Source organism: Cumulibacter soli (assembly GCF_004382795.1).
In the GTDB taxonomy this organism is placed as follows: Bacteria; Actinomycetota; Actinomycetes; order Mycobacteriales; family Antricoccaceae; genus Cumulibacter; species Cumulibacter soli.
Genome location: NZ_SMSG01000002.1, coordinates 167446 through 188602, shown reverse-complemented (window position 1 = coordinate 188602; position 21157 = coordinate 167446). Strand labels below are relative to the sequence as shown.

Here is a 21157-nt window from a genome sequence, read left to right as displayed (position 1 = left end):
TTCGTGAGGTTCGCTCGCCTACGCGATGTCGCGCTGCGACGGGTACGTGCCGTACCGCGGCGCGCATGGTGGCATCTGGGTGTTTTCGCCGGATGCTTCGCGATCGCGGGCGTCTGCGTTCTGGTTTTCGGCCTCCCCAGCGGCGCCGAAATTCGGGACGGTGTCGCACAGTGGGGACTGTGGGGCCCAGTATTTTTCGTGCTGGTGTTTTCGCTAGTCACGGTCGGCCCGTTTCCGAAGAGCATCCTGTCGATGGCCGCCGGTGCGCTGTGGGGCCTTGGTCCCGGAGTGTTGATATGCATGTGTGCGGGCGCGCTGGGTGCCACGTACTCGTTCTTCTTAGGGCGGTACGTGATCGGCCGTTCCGTGCGCCCGCTCGTTGGGCCGCACATGCGCGAGGTGGACGAGGCCGTCGACCGCAACTTCCTGGCAGTGCTAGGCATCCGGCTCCTGCCGGTGCTCCCGTTTACCCTGCTGAACTACGCCTTCGGCGTCACCCGAATCAGGTATACGTTCTTTGCGGTGGCAACGCTGCTTGGGTCAATCCCCGCGACCACGGCGTACGTACTGGTAGGCGCCAGCGGAGGCGACGTCACCTCCTGGCAGTTCTGGGTGGCACTTGGCGCGATCGGCATGCTCAGTGTCATCGCGCTGATCATGACGGCAGTACGGCGTGGGCGAAACCGCGCACCCGATGCGGTGCTAACGCACGCCGGCGGTGCGGAACTGAACTGAAATGCGTGGTCCGTGCAGTCCACCGGCTTTTGGGACGGCGTGGTCCCAGGTGCGTTGACAGGAGCCGCCCATCACCACGAGGTCGCCGTGCCCGAGCTGGAAGCGATGTGCGGTGCTCCCGCCGCCGCGCGGTCGTAGCGAAAGTGTGCGCGGGGTGCCGAGCGACAAGATCGCGACCATCGTGTCCTGAGTGCTGGAGCGGCCCTCGCGGTCGCCGTGCCAGGCCACCGAATCATGCCCATCGCGGTAGAGGCACATCCCAGCGGTTACGAATGGTTCACCGAGTTCAGGCTGATAGTGCTTGCTGAGCGCGTCTCGAGCGCACTCGAGGGCGGGATGCGGCAGTGTTTCGGATGCGCGATAGAACCGAGTGAGCCGGGGCACCTCAAGGACGCGGTCGTACATCAATCGCTTGTCGGCGCGCCAGTCGACTGCGCTCAGTAACTCTTCGAACAGCTCGGTCGTGCCCTGCGCCCACGCCGGGAGGTGATCGACCCACGCGCCGTGAGCGAGTTCGGTACGCCGTAACGCGGTTAACGAGCCGAAGGTGAGAGTGTCGTCGGAGTCCAGTAACGATCCTTGCAGCAACATGTCGTCACGTTATCACAAGATCGAACAAATGTTCGAACATCCGTCTGGGTGTGCAGGCGGTCTACAGATACGGGGTCGTTTCCGGTGGCGGGCTCGACGGCGAGCGCTCAAGACGCAGCGATTCGAGCGCGGCCTTATGTAATTTGCCGTTCGTGGCCAGCGCGCACTTCTCGACCAGCGGATCACCGCCGCTGACGCCGGTGAACTGCCCGCCGGCTTCACGCACGATCGGGATCAGCGCTGCGAGGTCCCACAACTCCAGATCCGGCTCTGCGGCGATATCGACTGCCCCCTCTGCCAACAGCATGTAGGACCAGAAATCGCCGTAACCGCGCGTTCGCCAGCACGACACCATGAGCCTGAGGAACTGCTCGAACTGATCGCGGTCAGCCCAACCGTTCAGGCTGGAATACGACAGACTGGCGTCGGCGATCTCGTCGACCTTTGACACGCAGATCCGTTTACCCTGCGACAGGCTGCGGCCGGTCCACGCGCCAGCACCCTTCGAGGCCCACCAACGCCGCCGCAGGGCAGGTGCCGACACCAACCCCGCTACCACTTCGTCGCCATCGAGGAGACCGATCAGCGTGGCCCAGACCGGCACACCACGTACGAAATTCTTCGTACCGTCTATCGGGTCGATGATCCACTTACGCGAGGAATGGCCGCTTTCGCCACCCTCTTCGCCGAGCACGGCGTCGCGGCCTCGGTGCCTGCTCAGCAGTGCCCGAGCCAACGACTCGGCGTCCCGGTCGGCATCGGTAACCGGAGTGAGGTCGGGTTTGGATTCGACCGTGAAGTCCATCGACGTAAACCTCGCCAGTGTCAGCGCGTCCAATTGGTCGGCAATCACATGGGCGAGGCGGATATCGTCGGTGTACTCAGCTGTCATGAGCCCAGACTATCGACGCCGAGGCGCGAGGCCAGTAAGCGACGCACGCTGCGCAGTCGAGCAACGCTGCTATGTCCGTCGGCCACCCAGGCATCGAGGGCGCAATCAGGCTCGCCGGCGAGGTGCTGGCAGTTGCTCGGGCACTGCTCCGCGCCGGTTGCTAGATCCGAGAATGCAGCGAGCAGGATAGATGGGTCTACATGTCCCAGACCCAGCGATCGGATTCCCGGCGTGTCGATCACGAATCCGCCGTCGGGTAAGGCCAATGCGATCGCCGAGGACGATGTGTGACGCCCCTTGCCGGTCAGCCCGGCGACGTCCCCGGTGGCGCGACCGGCATTCGGTACAAGGGCATTCACCAGGGTCGATTTCCCGACTCCAGAGTGCCCAAAAAGGACGGAAACGCTGCCACGTAAGAAGTCTGCGACCTCGCCTGCCGGCTCGTCCGATCGGCGCAACAGGATCTGCATCCCGATATCGGCGTACTGGGCGACAAACGGAGCGGGATCAGCCAGGTCGATCTTCGTCATCAGTAGCACTGGTTCGAGGTCTCCGGCGTACGCCGCGACCAGGGCGCGATCGACGAAACCGACCCGTGGTTGCGGATCGGCAGCAGCGCAGACGATCACCAGCCGGTCGGCGTTGGCGACGATCACTCGCTCGAAGGAGTCGGTGTCATCGGCCGACCGGCGTAGCACGCTACTACGTTCGGCAATCCGTACGATCCGGGCGAGGGTGCCGGGCGACCCGGTGACATCGCCGACCACGTCGACCCGATCGCCGACCACGATCGACTTCCGACCGAGTTCTTTTGCCCGCATAGCGAGGATCCGACGCTCGGTGGGGGAGTCGCCGTCGATCAGACAGGTGTAGCGTCCGCGGTCGACGCCAATGACGATGGCCTGCTGCGCGTTCTCGTGTCGCGGACGTTGTTTCGTGCGCGGCCGAGTGCCGCGACGATTCGGGCGGATCCGGGCGTCGCTCTCGTCGTAGTCCGATAGGCGTCTGCTCAGCGGGCCATCTCCGATACGTGCGGGGCCAACGACGCATCGCCGGTGACCAACTGTGACCACAACGCGGCGAACTGTGGCATCGCTTTGGCGGTGGTGGCGACATTGTCGATCCGTACGCCCTCAACGAGCAATCCGGCGACTGCCGCCGCGTGCACCATCCGGTGATCGGCGTAGGTCTGCAGATCCGCAGCATGTAACGGATGCGGCTCGATGATCAGCCCGTCCTCGGTTTCGGTCACAGCGGCGCCCAATTTGCTCAGTTCGACGCGGAGCGCGCGGAGTCGATCCGTTTCGTGGCCTCGGATGTACGCCACGCCGCGGATCCGGCTCGGCTCGTCGGCCGCCAAGCACATCGCCGCGATCGCCGGTGTCATATCGCCGATATCGGCAAGATCGACATCGATCCCGCGGCGCTGCGCGCCACGTACGGTTATCTCGTCGCCGGTGAACGACGTGTGTGCGCCGAACTGGGTGAGCACCTCCAGCAGGCGCCGGATCGGCTGCGCGGTGTCCTGCGGCCAGTGCCCGATTGTGACCTCACCGCCGGTAGCTGCTGCCGCGCATAGAAACGGTGCCGAGTTACTCGCGTCCGGTTCGATCGTGACATCCACAGCGCTTAGCGGTCCCGGTTCGACGACCCATCCGCCGGTCGATGTCTCGCGCACCTGTACGCCGCGCTCGCGCAGGGCGTCCGTACTCATCCGGATGTGCCCGCGATTGGGTACGTCGTCGACGAGTTCGAGGGCCAGTCCGTCTTCGAAGCGAGCAGCGCACATCAATAGCCCGGACACAAACTGAGAGGACGCCCGCGCGTCGATCCGTACCTCGCCGCCGCTCAGTGAACCGGTACCGGCGACCTCAATCGGCAGCGAGTTGCCGCGAATGTGAGCGCCGGCTTGGCGAAGACCATCCAGCAACGGCGCCATCGGCCGCGTACGCGCGTGCTCATCGCCGTCGAAACGCGTGGTTCCGGCGCGCAGGGCGGCCAACGGTGGAATGAACCGCATGACTGTCCCGGACAGTCCGCACTCGACAAACGTATCGCCGTCGCGGCTGCCCGGGCGTACCGTCCAGGTCGTACCGTTCGCATCCACGTCGTGACCGAGCGAGCGCAACGCCTCGGCCATCAGCAACGAATCGCGACTGCGTAAGGCGTTCGTGATCGTCGACGGTCCGTCGGCAATCGCGGCGAGTACCAATGCGCGTGCCATCAATGACTTAGACCCGGCGACGGCAACGCGTCCCGACGTGGGTTCAGCGGCGTACGGCGCGGTCCACGCGATCACCTCGGAAGTCATGACCTCAGTCTGTCACGACGTACGCTGAGCGTATGTGCGGACGCTATACGTCGAAGAAGAACCCGGTAGACATCGCCGAGGAATTCCATGCCGCGAATCTGGTCCCGCAGGACCGCCGTCCCGACTACAACGTCGCACCCACGCGCGAGGTGCCAGTCGTGCGGGCGGTCGTCGGCGAGGAGACGTCGGCCGCTGAGGATGCACGGGAACTGGTCACGATGCGCTGGGGGCTCGTCCCGTTCTGGGCCAAGGACCCCAAGGTTGGCGGGCGGATGTTCAACGCCCGGGTCGAGACCCTCACCACCAAACCGGCATACCGCAGCGCCGTGAAACGCCGGCGCTGCATCGTGCCGATCGATGGGTACTACGAGTGGAAGAAGCTCGATGGCGGTAAGAAGCAGCCGTATTACATGACCGGCCGCGACGGTGCCTCGCTCGCGCTCGCTGGGCTGTGGGAGACCTGGGGTAAGGGCGAGGATGCGCTAACGACGTTCACTATCGTCACCATGCCCTCTGCCGGGCATCTCGAGGAGATCCACGACCGGATGCCGTTCATGCTGCCGGCCAGGTCCTGGCAGCAGTGGCTGGCACCGGACGAGCCCGATGTGGCGGAACTGTTGGCGCACCCCGATCTGGCTCGTGCCGAGTCGCTTGAATTGCGTCCGGTCGGCGCCGATGTCGGCAAGGTCGCCAACAACCGGGCCGACCTGATCGACGAAATCACTCCGGACGCCGTGCTCTTCTGATTCGTGCACCGATCCGAGTTTTGAGCCGAGTCGGGAATACCAGGGCCGCGGTACTGGTTAGAAAGGGCGTGATGACCAGCACCCTGCAGCGCCCCCGCGTATTGTCGAGAACGCATCAGTTCGGCACAACGCGAGCGAAAATGGACTACATGACTGAGCAGACTCCGGAAGGCGACCTCGCCCCCGAAGCCACCGGTGAGACGCAGGACGTCGAGACCGATGTTGCCACCGACGAGGCGAGCGATATCGACGTGCAGGCCGAGACCCCGCAGCAGCGGGCGGCTCGGTTCGAAGAGGGCGCCATGCCGCTCATCGACCAGCTCTACGCGGCCGCGCTCCGGTTGACGCACAACGCCGCCGATGCCGAGGACGTCGTACAGGAGACCTACGCGAAGGCGTTCAGTGCTTTCCACCAGTACAAGCCCGGCACGAATTTGCGTGCGTGGATGTACCGGATCCTGACGAACACCTTCATCAACATGTACCGCAAGCAGCAACGGCGTCCGCAGGAGTCCTCCAGCGAGGGCGTGGAGGACTGGCAGTTGTACGCCGCCGAGCAGCACACCTCGACCGGGCTGCGCTCGGCCGAGATGGAGGCGCTCGATGCGCTGCCAGACAACGACATCAAGGAAGCCCTCGCGGCGTTGCCGGAGGACTTTCGCTTGGCGGTGTACCTCGCCGACGTCGAAGGTTTCCCGTACAAGGAGATCGCCGAGATGATGGGTACACCGATCGGCACGGTGATGTCGCGGTTGCATCGCGGACGCAAGCAGTTGCAGGTCTTGCTGGCTGATTACGCGCGCGAACGTGGCATTCTTCCGGCCGAGAAGGAAACGGTGAAGAAATGAACGCCGAGTTCAACGTATCCCCGTGTGGCGGCGAGCACGAGCTCGCCTGCGGTGAATTCCTCGTCAGCACCTCCCGGCTCACGGATGAGTCGTGCGATGAGGCGGTCCGCCGCGCGTTGCAGCACCACGTCGAGGAATGCGGGCCGTGCGCGAGTGAGTACACCCTCGAGCGTCACGTGAAGTCCCTGGTCGGACGCTGCTGCGGCGCCGAGCGGGCCCCGGACGAACTGCGCACCACGGTGCAGCAGCGGATTCACGCGCTCACCGTGCAGATGAGTAGCACCACCACGGTGCACACCGATGGAGTCAGCACGGTGCGGACGACGCACACAGTGATCCGGCTGAACAACGGGCCCCGCAATTGAGCCGACTTCCGGTCGGCATCTTGGATTTCGTCGCCATCACCGGCGACGCGAGTGCCTTACAGACGATCGAGGCTACGGTCGCGATGGCGCAGCGGGCAGAACAATTGGGATACGGGCGGTACTGGGTCCCTGAGCACCACAACCATCTCGGTCTCGCTTTCACCTCGCAAGAAGTGATGATGACGCGGCTGCTGGCGGCCACCGAGCACATTCACGTCGGCGCGGCCGGCATCATGCTGCCGAACTGGTCGCCGTTGAAGGTGGCTGAAGTCTTCCGAACTCTGGAAACGATGTTCGGCGGTCGCGTCGACCTGGGGTTGGGTCGGGCGCCGGGAACGGACGGTCTGACCGCCCACGCGCTTCGAAATGGGCAGGCACACGACGATTTTCCGCAGCAGTGCGCAGAGTTGTTGTCGTTCCTGTACGACTCGTTCCCCGCCGATCACCCGTATGCGCAGGTCGTCGCTGCGCCGGTGCCGGCGCGGGTGCCGGAGATTTTCATGCTCGGCTCGAGCGACTATGGGCCGATGTTCGCCGCGGTGAACGGGTTGATCGCGGTATTCGCGCATCACATGACGCCGCAGCACGCCGCGCCGCTATTGCGTCGGTACCGGGCGGACTTCCGTCCCTCGCCGTACCTGGCCCAGCCTCGGGCTATCGTCTCCACGCTCGCGTTCGCCTCCGAGGACAGTGATCTCGCCGATGCCGCGATGGCAACCTGGATGCTGTTCAAGGACAATTTGCAGGCGGGGCACCGCGGTCCGCGGGCGAGCCTGCAGGAAGCGTTGGATTACACGCGCACCGAGGCCTTTGCGGCCCGCAAATCTTCGAGTGACCACCTGCTGTACGCCGGCGCACCAGGCGATGTCGCAGAGCAACTGATTGAGCTGACGCAGGAATGTCAGGCCGACGAACTGGTGCTGGTCAGCCCATTGGGGGAGCCCGGCCCGCGTGAGACGTCCTTTGAGTTGCTCGCCGCCGAACTCAGCCTCCCGACGAGCACGCGATAGCCGCCACTGCGGCCGGACATCGACACGCAGCAACGTGCGAGCGCACGTATGAATTGAGCCCGGGACCGTGATGGTCTCGGGCTCAATTCATACGTAGTACCACTACGCGTTGGGACGCTTTCCGTGGTTCGCGCCGCGCTTCTTGCGATCGCGACGCTTACGGCCTCGCTTGCTCATATGCAACTCCGATATTCATTGCTGGACAAATCATTGTCGCATATCCGCCCGGCGCACCGGACGCTGTGGGCAGCACGCAGTAGGGTCTAGACAGTTGACTGAGTCGAAGTGAGGGTGTCGATGGCCGAAGAGGTCCGCGCAGAGATGGTTGCCAGCGTGTTCAAGGTGCTGGTGTCGCCAGGAGACACGGTGTCGGAGGGCGACGAACTTGTCACCCTCGAGTCGATGAAGATGGAGATCCCGGTGATTGCCGAGTCGTCCGGAGTGATCCGTGAACTCGCGGTCAGCGAGGGAGATGTGATCCAGGGAGGCGACCTGATCGCCGTCATCGAGTAGCCGTGACGGGAATCGACGGGCTACTTGCAGCGCACACCGTCCTCGGTCAGGAGGACGCCGATCACCTGCACGCGCTCGTGTCGGAATGGCAGTTGCTCGCCGACCTCTCGTTCGCGGATCTGCTGCTGTGGGTCCGCTCGAACTCGGGCGATTTCCTGTGTGTGGCTCAGGTACGTCCGACGACCGGGCCCACCGCGTACCAGCATGATCTGCTGGAGGTGACGGCGTCCGACGAGTACCTCACCGCCCTGACCGAACCAGGTGCGCCAGACGTATTCGCCGTACGTCGCGTCTCTGGTGCGGAGCCGATAGCGTTGCTGACCCGGCGTCGGCACCCAGGAGTCACCGCCGCGCCGTCCCCGCTCGAACTCGCATATGCCGAAGCTGCGAAGTCGCTGCTGGACATGGTCGAGCACGCGACCTTCCCGCCGGTGGCTGCGGGGTCGGAAATGATGACCGGACCGCGCGCCGGCGACGGGCTCGTCCTGCTCGAGCCGGACGGTCGGGTCCGCTTCGCCAGCCCGAATGCAATGTCGGCGTACCGCCGAATGGGGTGGACCCACAACCTTGCCTCGGCAAACCTCGCAGAAGTCAGCGCCAGCGTGGTCGTCGACAGGTTCGAAGCCGACGAACTCGTAACCCGGATCGGGGCAGCGTTGGACGGTGACAGCCCACTGCGCATCGAAGTGGATGCACGTGGCGCCACCGTGCTGTTTCGGGCGTTGCCCCTGGAACATGAGGAAAGTGACGCCGGGGCGCTGGTGTTGCTCCGCGACGTGACCGACGTTCGCCGTCGCGACCGGCAATTACTCAGTAAGGACGCGACGATCCGGGAGATTCACCATCGGGTGAAGAACAACCTGCAGACGGTCGCGGCACTACTGCGCCTGCAGGCTCGGCGGGTCGATGTCCCGATCGTTCGAGCGGCGTTGACCGAGTCAGTACGGCGGGTCAGTTCGATCGCGCTGGTGCACGAGACGCTGTCGATGTCACTCGATGAGCGGGTCGCCTTCGACGGCATCGTCGATCGGCTGGTACCGATCGTCGCGGAAGTCGCTGCCGCCGAGTCGAAGGTGACTATTACCCGGACTGGAACTTTCGGCGTGTTGCAGGCGGACCTGGCAACGCCACTCGTGCTGGTCGTGACGGAGTTACTGCAGAACGCCGTGGAGCACGCGTACGCGCCGGGAGATGAGGGCACGGTTCTCGTGCAGGCGCATCGCCGCCCGGGGGTGCTCACGGTGGAAATCCGGGACGACGGCGCCGGGTTGCCCGAAGGGTTCGCGCTCGAGCGCGCTGGGGGACTGGGCCTGCAGATCGTGCGATCGCTGGTGTCCGGCGAATTGGGCGGCACTATCGAGGTCACCAGCAACGCGACGCAGCGCGGGACGCTAGCCCGGCTGGAACTGCCGCTCGGACGTCGATGAGCGCTTGGACGTCAGTGAACTCGAGGTAGCCAGAACGGATGCATGTCATGGGCATGCGAAAGGGCTTCGGACCTGTGGTCCGAAGCCCTAATCGGTTATTGATGGCCGCGCTGGCTACGCCGAACGGGCGGTACGTGCGCGCTGGCGCTTGAGCAAACGACGCTCATCCTCGCTCAGCCCGCCCCAGATTCCTGAGTCCTGCCCCGAGGTCAGTGCCCAACTGAGGCAGTCCTCGGTGACCGGGCACCGTTGGCATACGCTCTTGGCGTCATCGATCTGCATCAGCGCGGGGCCAGTGCTCCCAATCGGGAAGAATAGCTCCGGGTCCTCGTCGCGACAGATCGCGCGGTGGCGCCAATCCATATTCACTCCTACCTGCGGCTATGAGGGGGCCGGCACAGGTGTTCCCGGTAAATCCGGGGGCCGGTGTCTCATCCAATGTGCTGACACACTATTCTGGCCCGCACCCGCGGCATGTGCCAGTCGTAAAGGCCATTTTTGCCGCTATACCCCTGTGAGATAAAACCCCCTGGTCTGTGCTTGACACCCGTGTCCGGCGAATTTGGGCGCGCGACCGAATGATGTCGGATGCTTCAGCAGATGACGCGAAGGGCATTCGGCACACTGTCGAGTCGCACTCGCTCGAAGTCGCCGGCGTAGTCACCGTCCACCTGAACCGGTACCGGCGCCTGCGCAGTGATCTGTAGGCCCGCGAGATCGTGCAGCAGCGTCGCTCGCCGACCGTGTGGGTTCGGCTCGGCGCGCGTGACCTGCCACAGCAGGCGCCCGATCGCTATCGGGCCGACCTTGCCGAGCGCGAACAGGTCCAGGCCGCTGTCGTACGACGCCTCCGGAGTGAGCTGGACGGGACGCTTCTTGTAGTACGTCCACGGGGTGGTGTTGGTCGCCACGCACAGAAACGCGTCGTCCGCGACGACGCCGTGGGCGGTACTGACCGTCAGTCGGGTACGTCGTCGCGTGCTGGCGAAAAAGTCCCGCACCGCGGTGCGGGCATACAGGTTGGGGCTAGCTTTGCGCCCGTCACCGCGACGCAGCTCTACGCCGTGCACGACGGCGGCATCGAACCCGATACCGGCGGTGAACACGAACCAACGGCCTTCCATCTGCCCCAAACTGATGTGGCGCTCGCGGCCTGCTGCCAGTGCCTCGAGCAGCTGACCGGTGGCCTCGATCGGGTCGTTGGAGGTACCGAGGGTCCGTGCGAAAACGTTCGCCGACCCACCGGGGACCGCGGCGAGCGCAGGTACGTGCGGGCCCGCGCCGCGCGTCAGCAGCCCGTTGACCAGTTCGTTGACGGTCCCATCGCCGCCGAGCGCGATGACCAGGTCATAACGCTGGTCGGTCGCTCGAGCGCCGAGCTCGATCGCATGCCCGCGATGGTCGGTGTGCGCGACCTCGAGTTGGGTGTGCGCGCTCAATGCGTTGATGATGACGTCCCGTACTCGAGGGGAGGTCGCGGTCGCCTTTGGGTTCGTGACCAGAAGAGCGCGCATGATCACCAACAGTAGCGGTCGGTACCCTGGAGAGCGTGCCCGATGATGCCGAGAATGCCCAAGATGACGCACCTCACCACCAGAGCAGCGACGATACGGTCGATAAGCCGCTGCGTCCGTGGAACTACGAGGCGGGCAGTTATCGGACCCGTCAACTCATTGCCGTCGCGGCGCTGGTCGCTCTGGAGGGGCTCGTCGCCCTCGGCGCCGGCATTGTCTGGATCTACCTGACGCTGACTGGTGACCCCACGGACGAGACCGCCTCATTGACCGGGGCGGTGTTCGTCATCCTCGCCGGCCTCCTGCTGTTGCGGATGGGTTTCGGGTTCTGGCGGGTCGATGTGTGGCCGCGGGTGCCGACGATCGTGATCCAACTTGCTTTGGTGCCGGTCAGTTGGTCGATCGCGTTCACCCTCGGCAACACCGCAGTCGGCGTACCGCTGCTGGCAGTCGCAATCGTCCTGCTGGTGTTGCTGTTCTCGAAGCCGGTGCGCGAGGCGTACAACCGGGACGTCTAGCGCCCACGACCGCTAATTCGTCGTCTGCGGTGGCGCTCAGCGCTGCGAGTCCGCGCCGGGTTGCGGTGACGGGTCGGTCTCAGGCGTCGCGGACTCGGCCGAGATCGTGGCCGCCTCGCCGAACAGTTCGGCCGACTGCGCTTCCTCGTCGTCCTCGTAATCGAAGCCGTCGTCCTGCTCCTCGTTGTCCTCGGGGAACAGCACCGACGGAAGTTTGTGCCGTGGCGGCGCCACGGACTGCGGACCGAACAGACGGCGGCGCACCGGGGCGGTGATCCACCCCAGCGGGCAGACGAGGACATATCCGTACGCGACGATCGCGCCCGTGAGGGCCGGATAGGTCGCGAACCCGAGCACGACGAGCACGAGCATCGCGATCGAGACGTAGATCAGGTTGCCGGTCGGGGCCAGCAGCATCCGAAAGGACATGAACCGGTACGAGGAGATCATGAGTATCGCCGGCAGTACTCCGACCACGACCGGGAGCAGCGCTGCGGCACCGGTGAATGGTGGGTCGTAGAGGAATACCGACGCCAGGATTACGCCTGCGGCACCGGGACTGGCTAGACCGATGAAGTAACGCTTATCGGCGAGCGGGTCGATCGTCACATTGAAGCGGGCGAGTCGGAATGCGGCGCAAGCGAGCCAGATCAGCGGCACGATCCACGCGAGTACGCCGTGCGTGCCGAAGCCCCACGTGTGTAACAGGATCGCCGGTCCGATGCCGAATGAGATCAAGTCCGACAGCGAGTCGAACTGGAGGCCGAACGGGGTGATTGCCCCGACGGCACGCGCTACTGCTCCATCGAGGATGTCCAGCACGATCGCGACGCCGATGAGTACGGCGGCGGTGACGAACTCACCTTGAAACGACAGCAGTACGGCCGAGAAACCGCAGACCATGTTCGCGAGTGTGAACAGGCTCGGTAGCATCGCCCGCCAGCGCGCGGCACCACGCAGTCGGGCGGGGGAGACCACACGTGCGCCAGATTGCGAAATTAATCGGAACCCGCGCCGGCTGCGGCGTAGGGCACTGCGGACCCGCCCGGTGGTACTACTGCCGGGGTCGTCGGTGCTAGCCATCAAACGGACGCTCCGCCTGCGGGGCCCACCGAGCGAGGGTGGACTCGCCGGCAATCACCCTGTCGCCGGAAGCCACCAACAGCGGTACCGACGATGGCACGAAAATGTCCATCCGCGATCCGAACTTCATCAGGCCGATGCGCTGACCGGTATGCACGACGTCCCCCGGGCTGACCCGCGTGACTACCCGCCGGGCGAGCAGGCCGACGATTTGTCGGAACACGACGACCCGTCGCTGTCCGTCGACGTCTTGCTCGACGACGAGCTCGGTCATTTCGTTCTGGGTCGCACTCTCGTTCTTGAATGCCGCCAGGAAACGGCCCGGACGGTGCTCGCTCTTGGTGATCCGTCCGCCGTACGGCGCGCGATTGATATGCACGTCGAGAAGCGACAAGAAGATACTCACCTGGTTCCAGTCGCCATCCGGGGATACGCCGGGTTGTGCCGCACCGGCGTACATGACTCGCCCATCCGCGGGAGCGATCACGATGCTCGGATCGATGTGCTGTCCGAGGTCGGGGAAGCGGGAGGGGTCTCTGAAGAACGCGGTCACCCCCGCGGCGAGCACGCCGAATCCGGCGGCGACCCGGCGGTGGCCGGTAGCGGCGGCGATCACCGCCGGCACTGCGGCTAGCGCGGTGAACGGGGCGGCGTCCTTGTCGATCTTCACGATTACCAGCCTAACGCGGTGCTAGCTCGCGTTGTCGGCGCGCAGCTTCGCGTACCAGCGTTCGCACTCCTCGTACGAGGGCAGCAGCCCGTGTGATTTGGCCTCGGCGAGGGTCGGCGCCGCGGTGTCCTTGGGTGAGAGGAGGAGGTCCAAGTCCTGGGGGATCGGGAGGTTCAACGCGGGATCCAGGGGATTGAGCCCCTTCTCCAGTTGAGGGTTGTAGCCGGCCGAGCAGAGGTAGATCAGCGATGAGTTGTCTTCCAGGGCGACAACGGTATGTCCGATGCCTTCGGACACGTAGATAGCGCGGTGGTCTTCGGAGTCCAACTTGACCACGTCAACTTCACCGAACGTGGGCGAGCCCTCGCGAATGTCCACCACGATGTCCAGGAAGGAGCCCTGCGGGCAGTACACGTACTTGGCCTGGCCTGGGGGGACCAACGCGTAATGGATACCGCGAACGGTGCCCTTCTTGGATACCGAGTGGTTGGCCTGCACCAGGTTGAGGCGATGCCCGAGTTTCTCCTCCAACGGCTCCGCGCGGAAACATTCCAAGAAGATGCCTCGGTCGTCGGGGAACACCTTGGGAGTGAACTCAAGGATCCCGGGGAACTTCAGATCGCGTACGTCCATGCCCACAACCTACCGGTTCGGCGGCTGTGCGACGATTAGAGATAGCGCACTGGCTCGGACAACCTCCGCGAGCGCTGAGCTCGGCTCACCCGTCGTAGTGGAACTGCCCTGATGCCTTATTGTGTCCTGTCTGAAGGAGAGACGTGAAGTACCCAGAACCCCCAGCCATCGATCCGAGTTTGCAGCCGATTTTTGACGCGCACGACCACGGCAAGATCTCGGTAGAGCTCAAGGCACCCATCGACTCGGTCGATGTTCTGTCCAAGGTCTACTCGCCGGGTGTCGCAGAGGTATGCACGCGTATCGCCGACTATCCGACCGAGAAACTCAAGTACACGTCGGCCTCCCGTACCGTGGCTGTGATTTCCGACGGTACCGCGGTGCTCGGACTCGGTGATATCGGCGCCGAGGCGTCCCTGCCGGTTATGGAGGGGAAGGCTGGGCTGTTCAAACAGTTCGCCGGTATTGACTCGTTCCCGATCGTGCTGGACACGAAAGACCCCGATGAGATCGTTGCGGCTGTCAAGGCGATCGCGCCGTCCTTCGGCGGTATCAACCTGGAGGACATTTCGGCGCCGCGGTGCTTCGAGATCGAGGATCGACTCAAGGAAGAACTCGACATCCCGGTCATGCACGACGACCAGCACGGTACGGCCACCGTGGTCACCGCTGCATTGCGTAACGCGCGGATGCTGTCCGGGCGCCAGGACGGCGAGATGCGCATCGTTATCGCCGGCGCGGGAGCCTCCGGGATCGCGTGCGCGAAGATGCTGTACGCCACTGGCGTGCGCGACATCATCCTGACCGACTCCAAGGGCGCGATTCACCCGTGGCGGCACGACCTGAGCCCGGTCAAGCAAGGGTTGTTGTCGTGGACGAACCATGAAGGTGTGCGCGGCTCGACCGAAGAGGTCCTCGCGGGCAAGGACTGCTTCATCGGACTGTCCGGTTCGACGATCAGCGAAGAGGCGATTGCATCGATGAACCACGATCCGATCATCTTTGCGCTGTCCAACCCGACCCCCGAGATTCACCCCGATATTGCGCACAAGTACGCGCGGGTCGTGGCCACCGGTCGCTCGGACTTTCCGAACCAGATCAATAACGTGCTGGCGTTCCCGGGCATCTTCAAGGGTGCTTTCGAGGCTGGCGCCACGAAGATCACCGAAGAAATGAAGATCGCCGCCGCCGTCGCGATCGCGGATGTCGTGCTCGACGAAATGTCCGCGGAGAAGGTCATTCCGGATCCGTTTGATCCGCGCGTCGTCCCGGCGGTCACCGAGGCTGTGCGTAAGGCGTGGGAGACCGGCAAAGCAGAATGGGTCATCCGCTAACCGCTGACCAATAGCCATTCCAACGGCTGGGGCCGGAACGCAGTTGCGTTCCGGCCCCAGCCGTTTTCAAGGTGTCGAGTCTCTTAGTCGTCGTCCTCATCGTCGCGGGCGAGGAACACGGCGAACTGATCGATAGCGTTCTCGAACTGCGGATGCAGATCGACGAACGTCCTCATCTTGTCGCACACCCAGTCGACGCTGAGGTCTTCGTCCTCGCGCCGCTGTTGAAGTTCCTCGATCCCGCGGTCGGTGAAATACATTGCCTAACCTCGTGTGGTGCTTCTGGTTCGATGAACTCGAACTTGACTAGCCGAGCGCGCGCTCGATGAGTTGCGCTTGCGTCTTGTCGTGTACGGTCTTGAACCCGACCGCCGGCGAGGCGGAGGCCGGTCGCGAGATGCCCTGCAGCGGGGGCGTGCCCGCGGGCAGGTCACCCTGCAGGTTCATCGCCATGAACGACCACGCGCCCATGTTGGCCGGCTCCTCCTGCACCCAGAACAGTTCCTGCAGGTTCGGGTACTTGGCGAGTTCCGTCGCGATCTGCTGGGCCGGAATCGGGTACAACTGCTCCACGCGAAGTATCGCGACGTTCTCCTTGGCGGCCTTCTGGCGCGCGGCGAGGAGTTCGTAGTTGATCTTGCCGGAGGCCAGCAATACCCGAGTGACCTTCGCCGGATCGACATCCGGGTCGCCGATCACGTGCTGGAAGCCGCCCTCGGTGAAGTCCGAGACCTCGGAGGTCGCGGCCTTGGCGCGCAGCAGCGACTTGGGCGTGAACAGCACCATCGGGCGATGGATGTCATCGAGCGCGTGCCGACGCAGGATGTGGAAGTGGTTCGCCGGGGTGCTGCAGTTGGCGACCGTCATGTTGTCCTCGGCGCACATCGCCAGGTACCGCTCGATGCGGGCGGATGAGTGATCTGGGCCCTGACCCTCGTGGCCGTGCGGCAGCATAAGTACGACGCCCGAGCGCTGGCCCCACTTGGCTTCGCCGGAGGTGATGTACTCGTCGATGATCGACTGGGCACCGTTGGCGAAGTCGCCGAACTGCGCCTCCCACAGCACCAGCGCGTCCTTGTTCTCCACCGAGTAGCCGTATTCGAAACCCATTGCGGCGTATTCGGACAGTAGCGAGTCGAACACCCAGAATCGGGCCTGACCCTTGCCCAGGTGCAACAGCGGGGTGTACTCCTCGCCATTATGCCGATCAATCAGGACGGCATGCCGCTGCACGAACGTGCCGCGACGCGAGTCCTGACCGGCCAGGCGTACCGGGACACCTTCGTCGAGCAGTGAACCGAAAGCCAAGATCTCGCCGGTGGCCCAATCGATCCCGCCCTGCGTGACCATTGCGGCGCGTCGCTCGACGACCTTCTGCAACTTCGGGTGGACCGTGAACCCGTCGGGGTAGGCAACGTGCACGTCGCCGATCCGCTTCAGGATTTCCGGCGAGACGGCGGTATCGACCTCGCTGTCGTCGCGTCGCGGCATCGCCGGCTTCGTGCCGGACGGCGGCGCAGCCTCGCGGGTCTCCACGAAGACCTGCTCGAGACGCTTCTGGAAATCCTGCAGGGCCTCAGTTGCCTCGTCCATCGTAATGTCGCCGCGGCCAACCAAGGCTTCGGTGTAGAGCTTGCGCACCGAGCGCTTGGCATCGATCACGTCGTACATCAGCGGCTGGGTCATCGACGGATCGTCACCTTCGTTGTGACCGCGGCGGCGGTAGCACAGCATGTCGATGACGACGTCCTTCTTGAACGCCAGGCGGTACTCGACGGCCAGTCGGGCCACGCGAACGCAGGCTTCGGGGTCGTCGCCGTTGACGTGGAAGATCGGCGCCGACACCATCCGAGCGACGTCCGTGCAGTAGAGCGAGGAGCGGGCGGCGGCAGGCGAGGTGGTGAATCCGACCTGGTTATTGACGATGATGTGTACGGTGCCGCCGGTGCGGTACCCGCGAAGCTGCGACAGGTTCAGGGTCTCCGCGACGACGCCCTGGCCGGCGAAGGCCGAGTCGCCGTGCATCAGCACCGGGAGCACGGTGAAGCCCTGCTCGCCCTTGTTGACCTTGTCCTGCTTCGCCCGGACGATACCTTCCAGTACCGGGTTCACCGTTTCCAGGTGCGACGGGTTCGAGGTCAGCGACACCCTCGTCGAGTGACCGCTCACCGGGTGCGTGAACTCGCCTTCGGCGCCGAGGTGGTACTTCACGTCGCCGGAACCGTGCGCGGTCGCCGGATCGATGTTGCCCTCGAACTCGCGGAAGATCTGGCCATAGGACTTGCCGACGGTGTTCGCCAGCACATTCAGGCGGCCGCGGTGTGGCATACCGATCGCCACTTCGTCCAACTCGGCCTCGGCGGCGCGCTGCAGGACCGAATCCAGCAGCGGAATCACGGTCTCGCCGCCTTCGAGCGAGAACCGCTTCTGGCCGACGAACTTCGTCTGCAGGAAGGTCTCGAACGCCTCGGCTGCGTTCAGTCGGCCGAGGATGTGTTTCTGCCACTCGTTCGGAATCTTCTCCGAGACACCCTCGATGCGCTCCTGAATCCAGCGGCGTTCCTCGGGGTCCGTGATGTGCATGTATTCGACACCGACGGTGCGGCAGTACGCATCGCGCAGCACGCCAAGAATGTCGCGCAACTTCATCACGCGATTGCCGGCGAATCCGCCGACCGGGAACTCACGATCCAGATCCCACAAGGTCAAGTCATGGGTCCGAATGTCGAGGTCGGGGTGGGTGCGCTGCTGGTAGTTCAGCGGATCGGTATCCGCCATCAGGTGGCCCTTGGTGCGGTAGGCATCGATCAACTCGATGATCCGGGTGCCCTTGTCGATCTGGCCATCTTGCGTATTGGTGATGTCCGGTAGCCACCGGACCGGCTCGTACGGGATGCGCAGCGAGTGGAAGATCTCGTCGTAGAAACCATCGTCGCCCAGTAGCAGGCCGTGCAGGCGACGCAGGTAATCGCCGGAGTACGCGCCTTGAATGATTCGGTGGTCGTACGTCGACGTAAGCGTCATGATCTTGCTGACGCCGAGATCGGTGAGCGTCGACTCGCTCATGCCCTGGAACTCCGCCGGGTAATCCATATTGCCGACGCCGATGATCGCCCCTTGGCCGCTCATCAGCCGCGCCATCGAATGGTTGGTGCCGACGGTGCCCGGGTTGGTCAGCGAGATCGTCGTGCCCTGGTAGTCCTCCAGGGTGAGTTTGTTGGCGCGGGCGCGTCGGACAATATCCTCGTACGCGGCGTGGAACTGCGCGAAATCCAGTTGCTCACAGTTCTTGATGCTGGCCACGACGAGCGTGCGCGAACCGTCCGGCTTCGCGAGATCGATGGCCAGACCGAGGCCCACGTGCGCCGGCTTGATCACCGTCGGCTTGCCGTCGACCTCGCCGAAGGCGTAATTCATTTCCGGGAAGTCCTTCAGCGCCTGTACCAGCGCGTACCCGATGATGTGGGTGAAGGACACCTTGCCGCCGCGGGCGCGGACCAGCTGATTGTTGATCACGATGCGGTTGTCGAACAGCAGCTTCGCCGGGACCGAACGGACTGACGTCGCGGTCGGGATCTGCAGCGAATTCTCCATGTTGGAGACGATCGTGCGGCTAGCGCCACGGATCTGTTCGAGGGTGGCGTCCTCAGGGACCGGCGTGGATGACTTCTTCGGGGCCGGCTTCGAGGCGGCCTGTGCCTCGGGTGCCTTGGCTGCCGGCGTCTTCGGCGCAGGTGTTGTGGGTTCGGGTGCGGCCGAAGTGCGCTGTGGCTGAGCGGGCGCCGGTTGCGGTGCGCTCGTGCTGGGCTGGACCGGAGTTGGCGGAGCAGGGCTGGCAGGTGCCGATGCGCCGTTGGACGACGTATCGGTCGTACTGGGCTTGTAATCCGCAAAGAACTCGTGCCACGCGGGGTCTACCTTGTCCGGGGACTCCAAAAACCGCTGGTACATGTCTGCGATGACCCAGTCATTGGTTCCGAAGTCCGACTTCGAGGATGCATGGGGAGGTCGTGATTCCTGCTGTGTCGACACGATGCGAGATCGCCTTTTCCTTTGTCGATGAATCCGGCTGCCGCGCGAAAAGCGCTATAGATACGTCCGAGGCTACGCCCTTCGTACCTCGGTGTGTGAACGACACCCACTCACACGCAACTTAAGTCGATTTTTGGGCGGCGCACGCCGTGATTCGTCGGGCAAAACCGCAGGTCACGTGACCTCGCGGCGACTGGAGAAGACGTACGCCAGCGCGCCGACCACGACCGCGTAGCCAGCGAGGATGAAGCCTCCCGCGACCGGCGCCAAATAGTCGATACCACCGGCCCCGGGGATATCCGCGTAGGTGTACATCGCGGCCGCTGCGCCGCCGGGCAAGTACGGATAAATCGTGTCCTGTGTGGCAGGCACCCCGGACAGGATCGACTCGACGACGAAGGTGTACGCGAGGAAGCCGGTGACGGCGCCGATCTGGTTAGGGATCAGCGCGCCGACCGAAACCCCGATCACGCCGTACAGCGCAGCGGCGACCGTCGCGCCGATCAGGATCTTCGCGTTGTCGCCGCCTAGCGACAGGCTGCCACCGGCCGAGCCCACCCAGATCGCGGTGAGGACAACGGTGAAGATCGCCGCGACGACGGCGTACAGCACACCGAGCAGCAGGTAGGTGCCGAGCTTGGCCACCAACACCTGCCAGCGGTGCGGTGTGGCGAGGTACGTGGTGGAGATGGTGCCGTGCCGGTATTCGGTGGTGACCGCCAGGATGCCCAGGATCGAGATGAAGATAGTGGCCGACGCCGGGGCGGACAGGACGAGCGCCTGCATATCGGGCGAAGTGATCTCCGGGAAGACCGGCATACCCGATGAGTCTTTCGTGCCGGCGGCGGCGAGCATGAAGGCAACCTGAATGAGCGCGATCGCCACCGTGCCGATCAGCAGCCAGAGCCAGGTGCGGGTGGAGAAGAACTTGCGGAGTTCGGACTTGAAAAGGTTCACGGGTGTACCTCTCCGCTAGCAGCAGGGTCGTCCGTCTCGTACTCGCCGAGTCCTCCGGTGAGCTGGAAGTAGAGGTACTCGAGGTCCTTCTTATCGTCGGTGAGCTCGTGCAGCATGGTGCCGGTTTGGAAGGCGATCTCGCCCAGCGCCGCAGTCGGCGGTCCGGTCACACGCAGGAAATCGTCCACGGCCTCGACCGCACCGGGGAACGCGCGTTCGTACGCTTCACGCAGCGTGCCCAGGTCGGGGGAGCGCACGATCGTGGTCGGCTGAATTGAGCCGGCGAGTTCGGCCACGGTGCCTTCGCGGACGAGTTCGCCGCGCGCGATGATGATGACGCGGTCGACCGTCTGTTCGACCTCCTGCAGGATGTGGCTGGACACCAGGATGGTGCGGCCCTCGGCTGCGAGATGCTGCAGGAAGCGCCGTAACCAGGCGATGCCCTCCGGGTCAAGCCCGTTCGCCGGCTCGTCCAGCAGCAGGATGCGCGGGTCGCCCAGAAGCGCGGTAGCGAGACCCAGACGCTGGCGCATACCCAGCGAGTAGCCGCCGGTTCGCCGATTCGCGGCGTTGTCCAAACCGACCATGTGCAGTACTTCGTCGGCGCGTTTGTCGGGGAGTTTTGCCGCCGCACAATAGATACGCAGGTGGTCGCGCCCCGTGCGGCCCGGATGGAAACGTGGATCGAGTACCGAGCCCACCACGCTCGTCGGGTCCGCCAGGTCGGCGTACGCGACGCCATTGATCGTGGACGAGCCCCGCGTCGGCGTGGAGAGGCCGAGCAGCATGCGCATCGTGGTTGATTTCCCGGCCCCGTTCGGTCCCAGAAATCCGGTGATCGAGCCAGGCTCGACGGTGAAACTCAGGTCGTTGACCGCAGCTTTGTTCCGGTAGATCTTCGTGAGACCAGAGGCGACAATGCGGCCGGATTGATGGTCGGACTCGTTAGCGTGTGCGGTAACAGTCACACCCACACCC

General features: G+C 64.4%; 23 protein-coding genes. 9 read left to right on the top strand and 14 right to left on the bottom strand.

Translation table 11 applies throughout. The features are described 5' to 3' along the window. Positions 1-3 precede the first annotated feature (3 nt). The gene (locus tag E1H16_RS04710) at positions 4-735 is read left to right on the top strand and encodes a TVP38/TMEM64 family protein (protein ID WP_134322547.1); all 732 of its coding nucleotides are present in this window, start codon (positions 4-6) and stop codon (positions 733-735) included. On the opposite strand, the gene E1H16_RS04705 is transcribed toward E1H16_RS04710, so the two are convergent. The 4 genes from E1H16_RS04705 to aroA all read right to left on the bottom strand — a co-directional run bounded on the left by E1H16_RS04705 (position 703) and on the right by aroA (position 4529). After that, positions 703-1326: an alpha-ketoglutarate-dependent dioxygenase AlkB gene (locus E1H16_RS04705; protein ID WP_134322546.1), complete on the bottom strand. Its 624-nt coding sequence runs from the start codon at positions 1324-1326 to the stop codon at positions 703-705. The two genes, E1H16_RS04710 and E1H16_RS04705, sit on opposite strands and share 33 nt — an antisense overlap. Before the next feature lie 61 nt (positions 1327-1387). Further along, on the bottom strand, positions 1388-2218 hold the full coding sequence (locus tag E1H16_RS04700; protein WP_134322545.1) for an inositol monophosphatase family protein: 831 nt from the start codon (positions 2216-2218) through the stop codon (positions 1388-1390). Continuing rightward, positions 2215-3291, bottom strand: coding sequence for a ribosome small subunit-dependent GTPase A (gene rsgA / locus E1H16_RS04695; RefSeq protein ID WP_243837669.1), 1077 nt, complete (start codon positions 3289-3291; stop codon positions 2215-2217). The genes E1H16_RS04700 and rsgA overlap by 4 nt, the downstream gene beginning before the upstream one ends. Beyond that, positions 3228-4529: a 3-phosphoshikimate 1-carboxyvinyltransferase gene (gene aroA / locus E1H16_RS04690; RefSeq protein ID WP_134322544.1), complete on the bottom strand. Its 1302-nt coding sequence runs from the start codon at positions 4527-4529 to the stop codon at positions 3228-3230. The genes rsgA and aroA overlap by 64 nt, the downstream gene beginning before the upstream one ends. Positions 4530-4561: 32 nt before the next feature. Between aroA and E1H16_RS04685 the strand changes: the two genes are divergently transcribed. From E1H16_RS04685 to E1H16_RS04670, 4 genes are all read left to right on the top strand, one after another. Beyond that, positions 4562-5275, top strand: coding sequence for an SOS response-associated peptidase (locus E1H16_RS04685; RefSeq protein ID WP_134322543.1), 714 nt, complete (start codon positions 4562-4564; stop codon positions 5273-5275). A gap of 149 nt (positions 5276-5424) precedes the next feature. Further along, the gene (locus E1H16_RS04680) at positions 5425-6123 is read left to right on the top strand and encodes a sigma-70 family RNA polymerase sigma factor (protein WP_208378855.1); all 699 of its coding nucleotides are present in this window, start codon (positions 5425-5427) and stop codon (positions 6121-6123) included. Continuing rightward, positions 6120-6488, top strand: a complete 369-nt coding sequence (rsrA, locus tag E1H16_RS04675) for a mycothiol system anti-sigma-R factor (protein WP_134322542.1) — start codon at positions 6120-6122, stop codon at positions 6486-6488. Before E1H16_RS04680 ends, rsrA begins: the two co-directional genes overlap by 4 nt. Continuing rightward, entirely contained in the window at positions 6485-7498 is a 1014-nt protein-coding gene (locus E1H16_RS04670) for an LLM class flavin-dependent oxidoreductase (protein WP_134322541.1), read from the top strand. The genes rsrA and E1H16_RS04670 overlap by 4 nt, the downstream gene beginning before the upstream one ends. 102 nt (positions 7499-7600) lie before the next feature. Here E1H16_RS04670 and E1H16_RS19020 read toward each other — a convergent pair whose 3' ends face one another. Beyond that, on the bottom strand, positions 7601-7675 hold the full coding sequence (locus E1H16_RS19020) for a 50S ribosomal protein bL37 (protein WP_101651539.1): 75 nt from the start codon (positions 7673-7675) through the stop codon (positions 7601-7603). 120 nt (positions 7676-7795) lie between these two features. Between E1H16_RS19020 and E1H16_RS04660 the strand changes: the two genes are divergently transcribed. Further along, a complete protein-coding gene (locus E1H16_RS04660) occupies positions 7796-8011 on the top strand; it encodes a biotin/lipoyl-binding carrier protein (RefSeq protein ID WP_134322540.1) in 216 nt (71 codons plus the stop codon). Between the two features lie 2 nt (positions 8012-8013). Next, a complete protein-coding gene (locus E1H16_RS04655) occupies positions 8014-9438 on the top strand; it encodes a sensor histidine kinase (protein ID WP_134322539.1) in 1425 nt (474 codons plus the stop codon). Positions 9439-9552: 114 nt separating this feature from the next. Here the strand turns inward: E1H16_RS04655 and E1H16_RS04650 are convergent, their stop codons facing one another. Then, complete coding sequence (locus E1H16_RS04650) at positions 9553-9801, bottom strand: WhiB family transcriptional regulator (protein WP_134322538.1); 249 nt, start codon at positions 9799-9801, stop codon at positions 9553-9555. Positions 9802-10031: 230 nt separating this feature from the next. After that, positions 10032-10952 carry a diacylglycerol/lipid kinase family protein gene (locus tag E1H16_RS04645; RefSeq protein ID WP_134322537.1) on the bottom strand — a complete coding sequence of 307 codons (921 nt, stop codon included), beginning with the start codon at positions 10950-10952 and terminating at the stop codon, positions 10032-10034. Positions 10953-10987: 35 nt separating this feature from the next. On the opposite strand from E1H16_RS04645, the gene E1H16_RS04640 reads away from it, so the two are divergent. Further along, a complete protein-coding gene (locus tag E1H16_RS04640) occupies positions 10988-11470 on the top strand; it encodes a hypothetical protein (protein WP_134322536.1) in 483 nt (160 codons plus the stop codon). Between the two features lie 36 nt (positions 11471-11506). Here the strand turns inward: E1H16_RS04640 and E1H16_RS04635 are convergent, their stop codons facing one another. The 3 genes from E1H16_RS04635 to E1H16_RS04625 are packed head-to-tail and all read right to left on the bottom strand — an operon-like array spanning position 11507 to position 13856. After that, positions 11507-12553: a CDP-alcohol phosphatidyltransferase family protein gene (locus E1H16_RS04635; RefSeq protein WP_134322535.1), complete on the bottom strand. Its 1047-nt coding sequence runs from the start codon at positions 12551-12553 to the stop codon at positions 11507-11509. Further along, on the bottom strand, positions 12546-13223 hold the full coding sequence (locus E1H16_RS04630; RefSeq protein ID WP_243837667.1) for a phosphatidylserine decarboxylase: 678 nt from the start codon (positions 13221-13223) through the stop codon (positions 12546-12548). The genes E1H16_RS04635 and E1H16_RS04630 overlap by 8 nt, the downstream gene beginning before the upstream one ends. A gap of 21 nt (positions 13224-13244) precedes the next feature. Then, positions 13245-13856 carry a dTDP-4-dehydrorhamnose 3,5-epimerase family protein gene (locus tag E1H16_RS04625; protein ID WP_134322533.1) on the bottom strand — a complete coding sequence of 204 codons (612 nt, stop codon included), beginning with the start codon at positions 13854-13856 and terminating at the stop codon, positions 13245-13247. A 143-nt stretch (positions 13857-13999) separates the two neighbouring features. On the opposite strand from E1H16_RS04625, the gene E1H16_RS04620 reads away from it, so the two are divergent. After that, on the top strand, positions 14000-15190 hold the full coding sequence (locus E1H16_RS04620) for an NAD(P)-dependent malic enzyme (RefSeq protein ID WP_134322532.1): 1191 nt from the start codon (positions 14000-14002) through the stop codon (positions 15188-15190). Between the two features lie 83 nt (positions 15191-15273). Here E1H16_RS04620 and E1H16_RS18340 read toward each other — a convergent pair whose 3' ends face one another. The 4 genes from E1H16_RS18340 to E1H16_RS04605 all read right to left on the bottom strand — a co-directional run bounded on the left by E1H16_RS18340 (position 15274) and on the right by E1H16_RS04605 (position 21147). Continuing rightward, a complete protein-coding gene (locus tag E1H16_RS18340) occupies positions 15274-15450 on the bottom strand; it encodes a DUF6104 family protein (RefSeq protein WP_166741620.1) in 177 nt (58 codons plus the stop codon). 46 nt (positions 15451-15496) lie between these two features. Then, positions 15497-19222 carry a multifunctional oxoglutarate decarboxylase/oxoglutarate dehydrogenase thiamine pyrophosphate-binding subunit/dihydrolipoyllysine-residue succinyltransferase subunit gene (locus tag E1H16_RS04615; RefSeq protein WP_134322531.1) on the bottom strand — a complete coding sequence of 1242 codons (3726 nt, stop codon included), beginning with the start codon at positions 19220-19222 and terminating at the stop codon, positions 15497-15499. A gap of 174 nt (positions 19223-19396) precedes the next feature. Beyond that, positions 19397-20179: an ABC-2 transporter permease gene (locus tag E1H16_RS04610; protein ID WP_134322530.1), complete on the bottom strand. Its 783-nt coding sequence runs from the start codon at positions 20177-20179 to the stop codon at positions 19397-19399. Beyond that, positions 20176-21147 (bottom strand): ABC transporter ATP-binding protein, encoded by a 972-nt coding sequence (locus tag E1H16_RS04605; RefSeq protein WP_134322529.1) that lies wholly within the window; start codon positions 21145-21147, stop codon positions 20176-20178. Before E1H16_RS04605 ends, E1H16_RS04610 begins: the two co-directional genes overlap by 4 nt. Positions 21148-21157 lie beyond the last annotated feature (10 nt).

What these genes read in the sequence shown, in the direction of transcription:
- E1H16_RS04705 (WP_134322546.1), bottom strand. Translation starts at nt 1,326, where the DNA reads ATGTTGCTGCAAGGATCGTTACTGGACTCCGACGACACTCTCACCTTC.
- E1H16_RS04700 (WP_134322545.1), bottom strand. Translation starts at nt 2,218, where the DNA reads ATGACAGCTGAGTACACCGACGATATCCGCCTCGCCCATGTGATTGCC.
- aroA (WP_134322544.1), bottom strand. Translation starts at nt 4,529, where the DNA reads ATGACTTCCGAGGTGATCGCGTGGACCGCGCCGTACGCCGCTGAACCC.
- E1H16_RS04685 (WP_134322543.1), top strand. Translation starts at nt 4,562, where the DNA reads ATGTGCGGACGCTATACGTCGAAGAAGAACCCGGTAGACATCGCCGAG.
- E1H16_RS04680 (WP_208378855.1), top strand. Translation starts at nt 5,425, where the DNA reads ATGACTGAGCAGACTCCGGAAGGCGACCTCGCCCCCGAAGCCACCGGT.
- rsrA (WP_134322542.1), top strand. Translation starts at nt 6,120, where the DNA reads ATGAACGCCGAGTTCAACGTATCCCCGTGTGGCGGCGAGCACGAGCTC.
- E1H16_RS04660 (WP_134322540.1), top strand. Translation starts at nt 7,796, where the DNA reads ATGGCCGAAGAGGTCCGCGCAGAGATGGTTGCCAGCGTGTTCAAGGTG.
- E1H16_RS04650 (WP_134322538.1), bottom strand. Translation starts at nt 9,801, where the DNA reads ATGGATTGGCGCCACCGCGCGATCTGTCGCGACGAGGACCCGGAGCTA.
- E1H16_RS04645 (WP_134322537.1), bottom strand. Translation starts at nt 10,952, where the DNA reads ATGCGCGCTCTTCTGGTCACGAACCCAAAGGCGACCGCGACCTCCCCT.
- E1H16_RS04635 (WP_134322535.1), bottom strand. Translation starts at nt 12,553, where the DNA reads ATGGCTAGCACCGACGACCCCGGCAGTAGTACCACCGGGCGGGTCCGC.
- E1H16_RS04625 (WP_134322533.1), bottom strand. Translation starts at nt 13,856, where the DNA reads ATGGACGTACGCGATCTGAAGTTCCCCGGGATCCTTGAGTTCACTCCC.
- E1H16_RS18340 (WP_166741620.1), bottom strand. Translation starts at nt 15,450, where the DNA reads ATGTATTTCACCGACCGCGGGATCGAGGAACTTCAACAGCGGCGCGAG.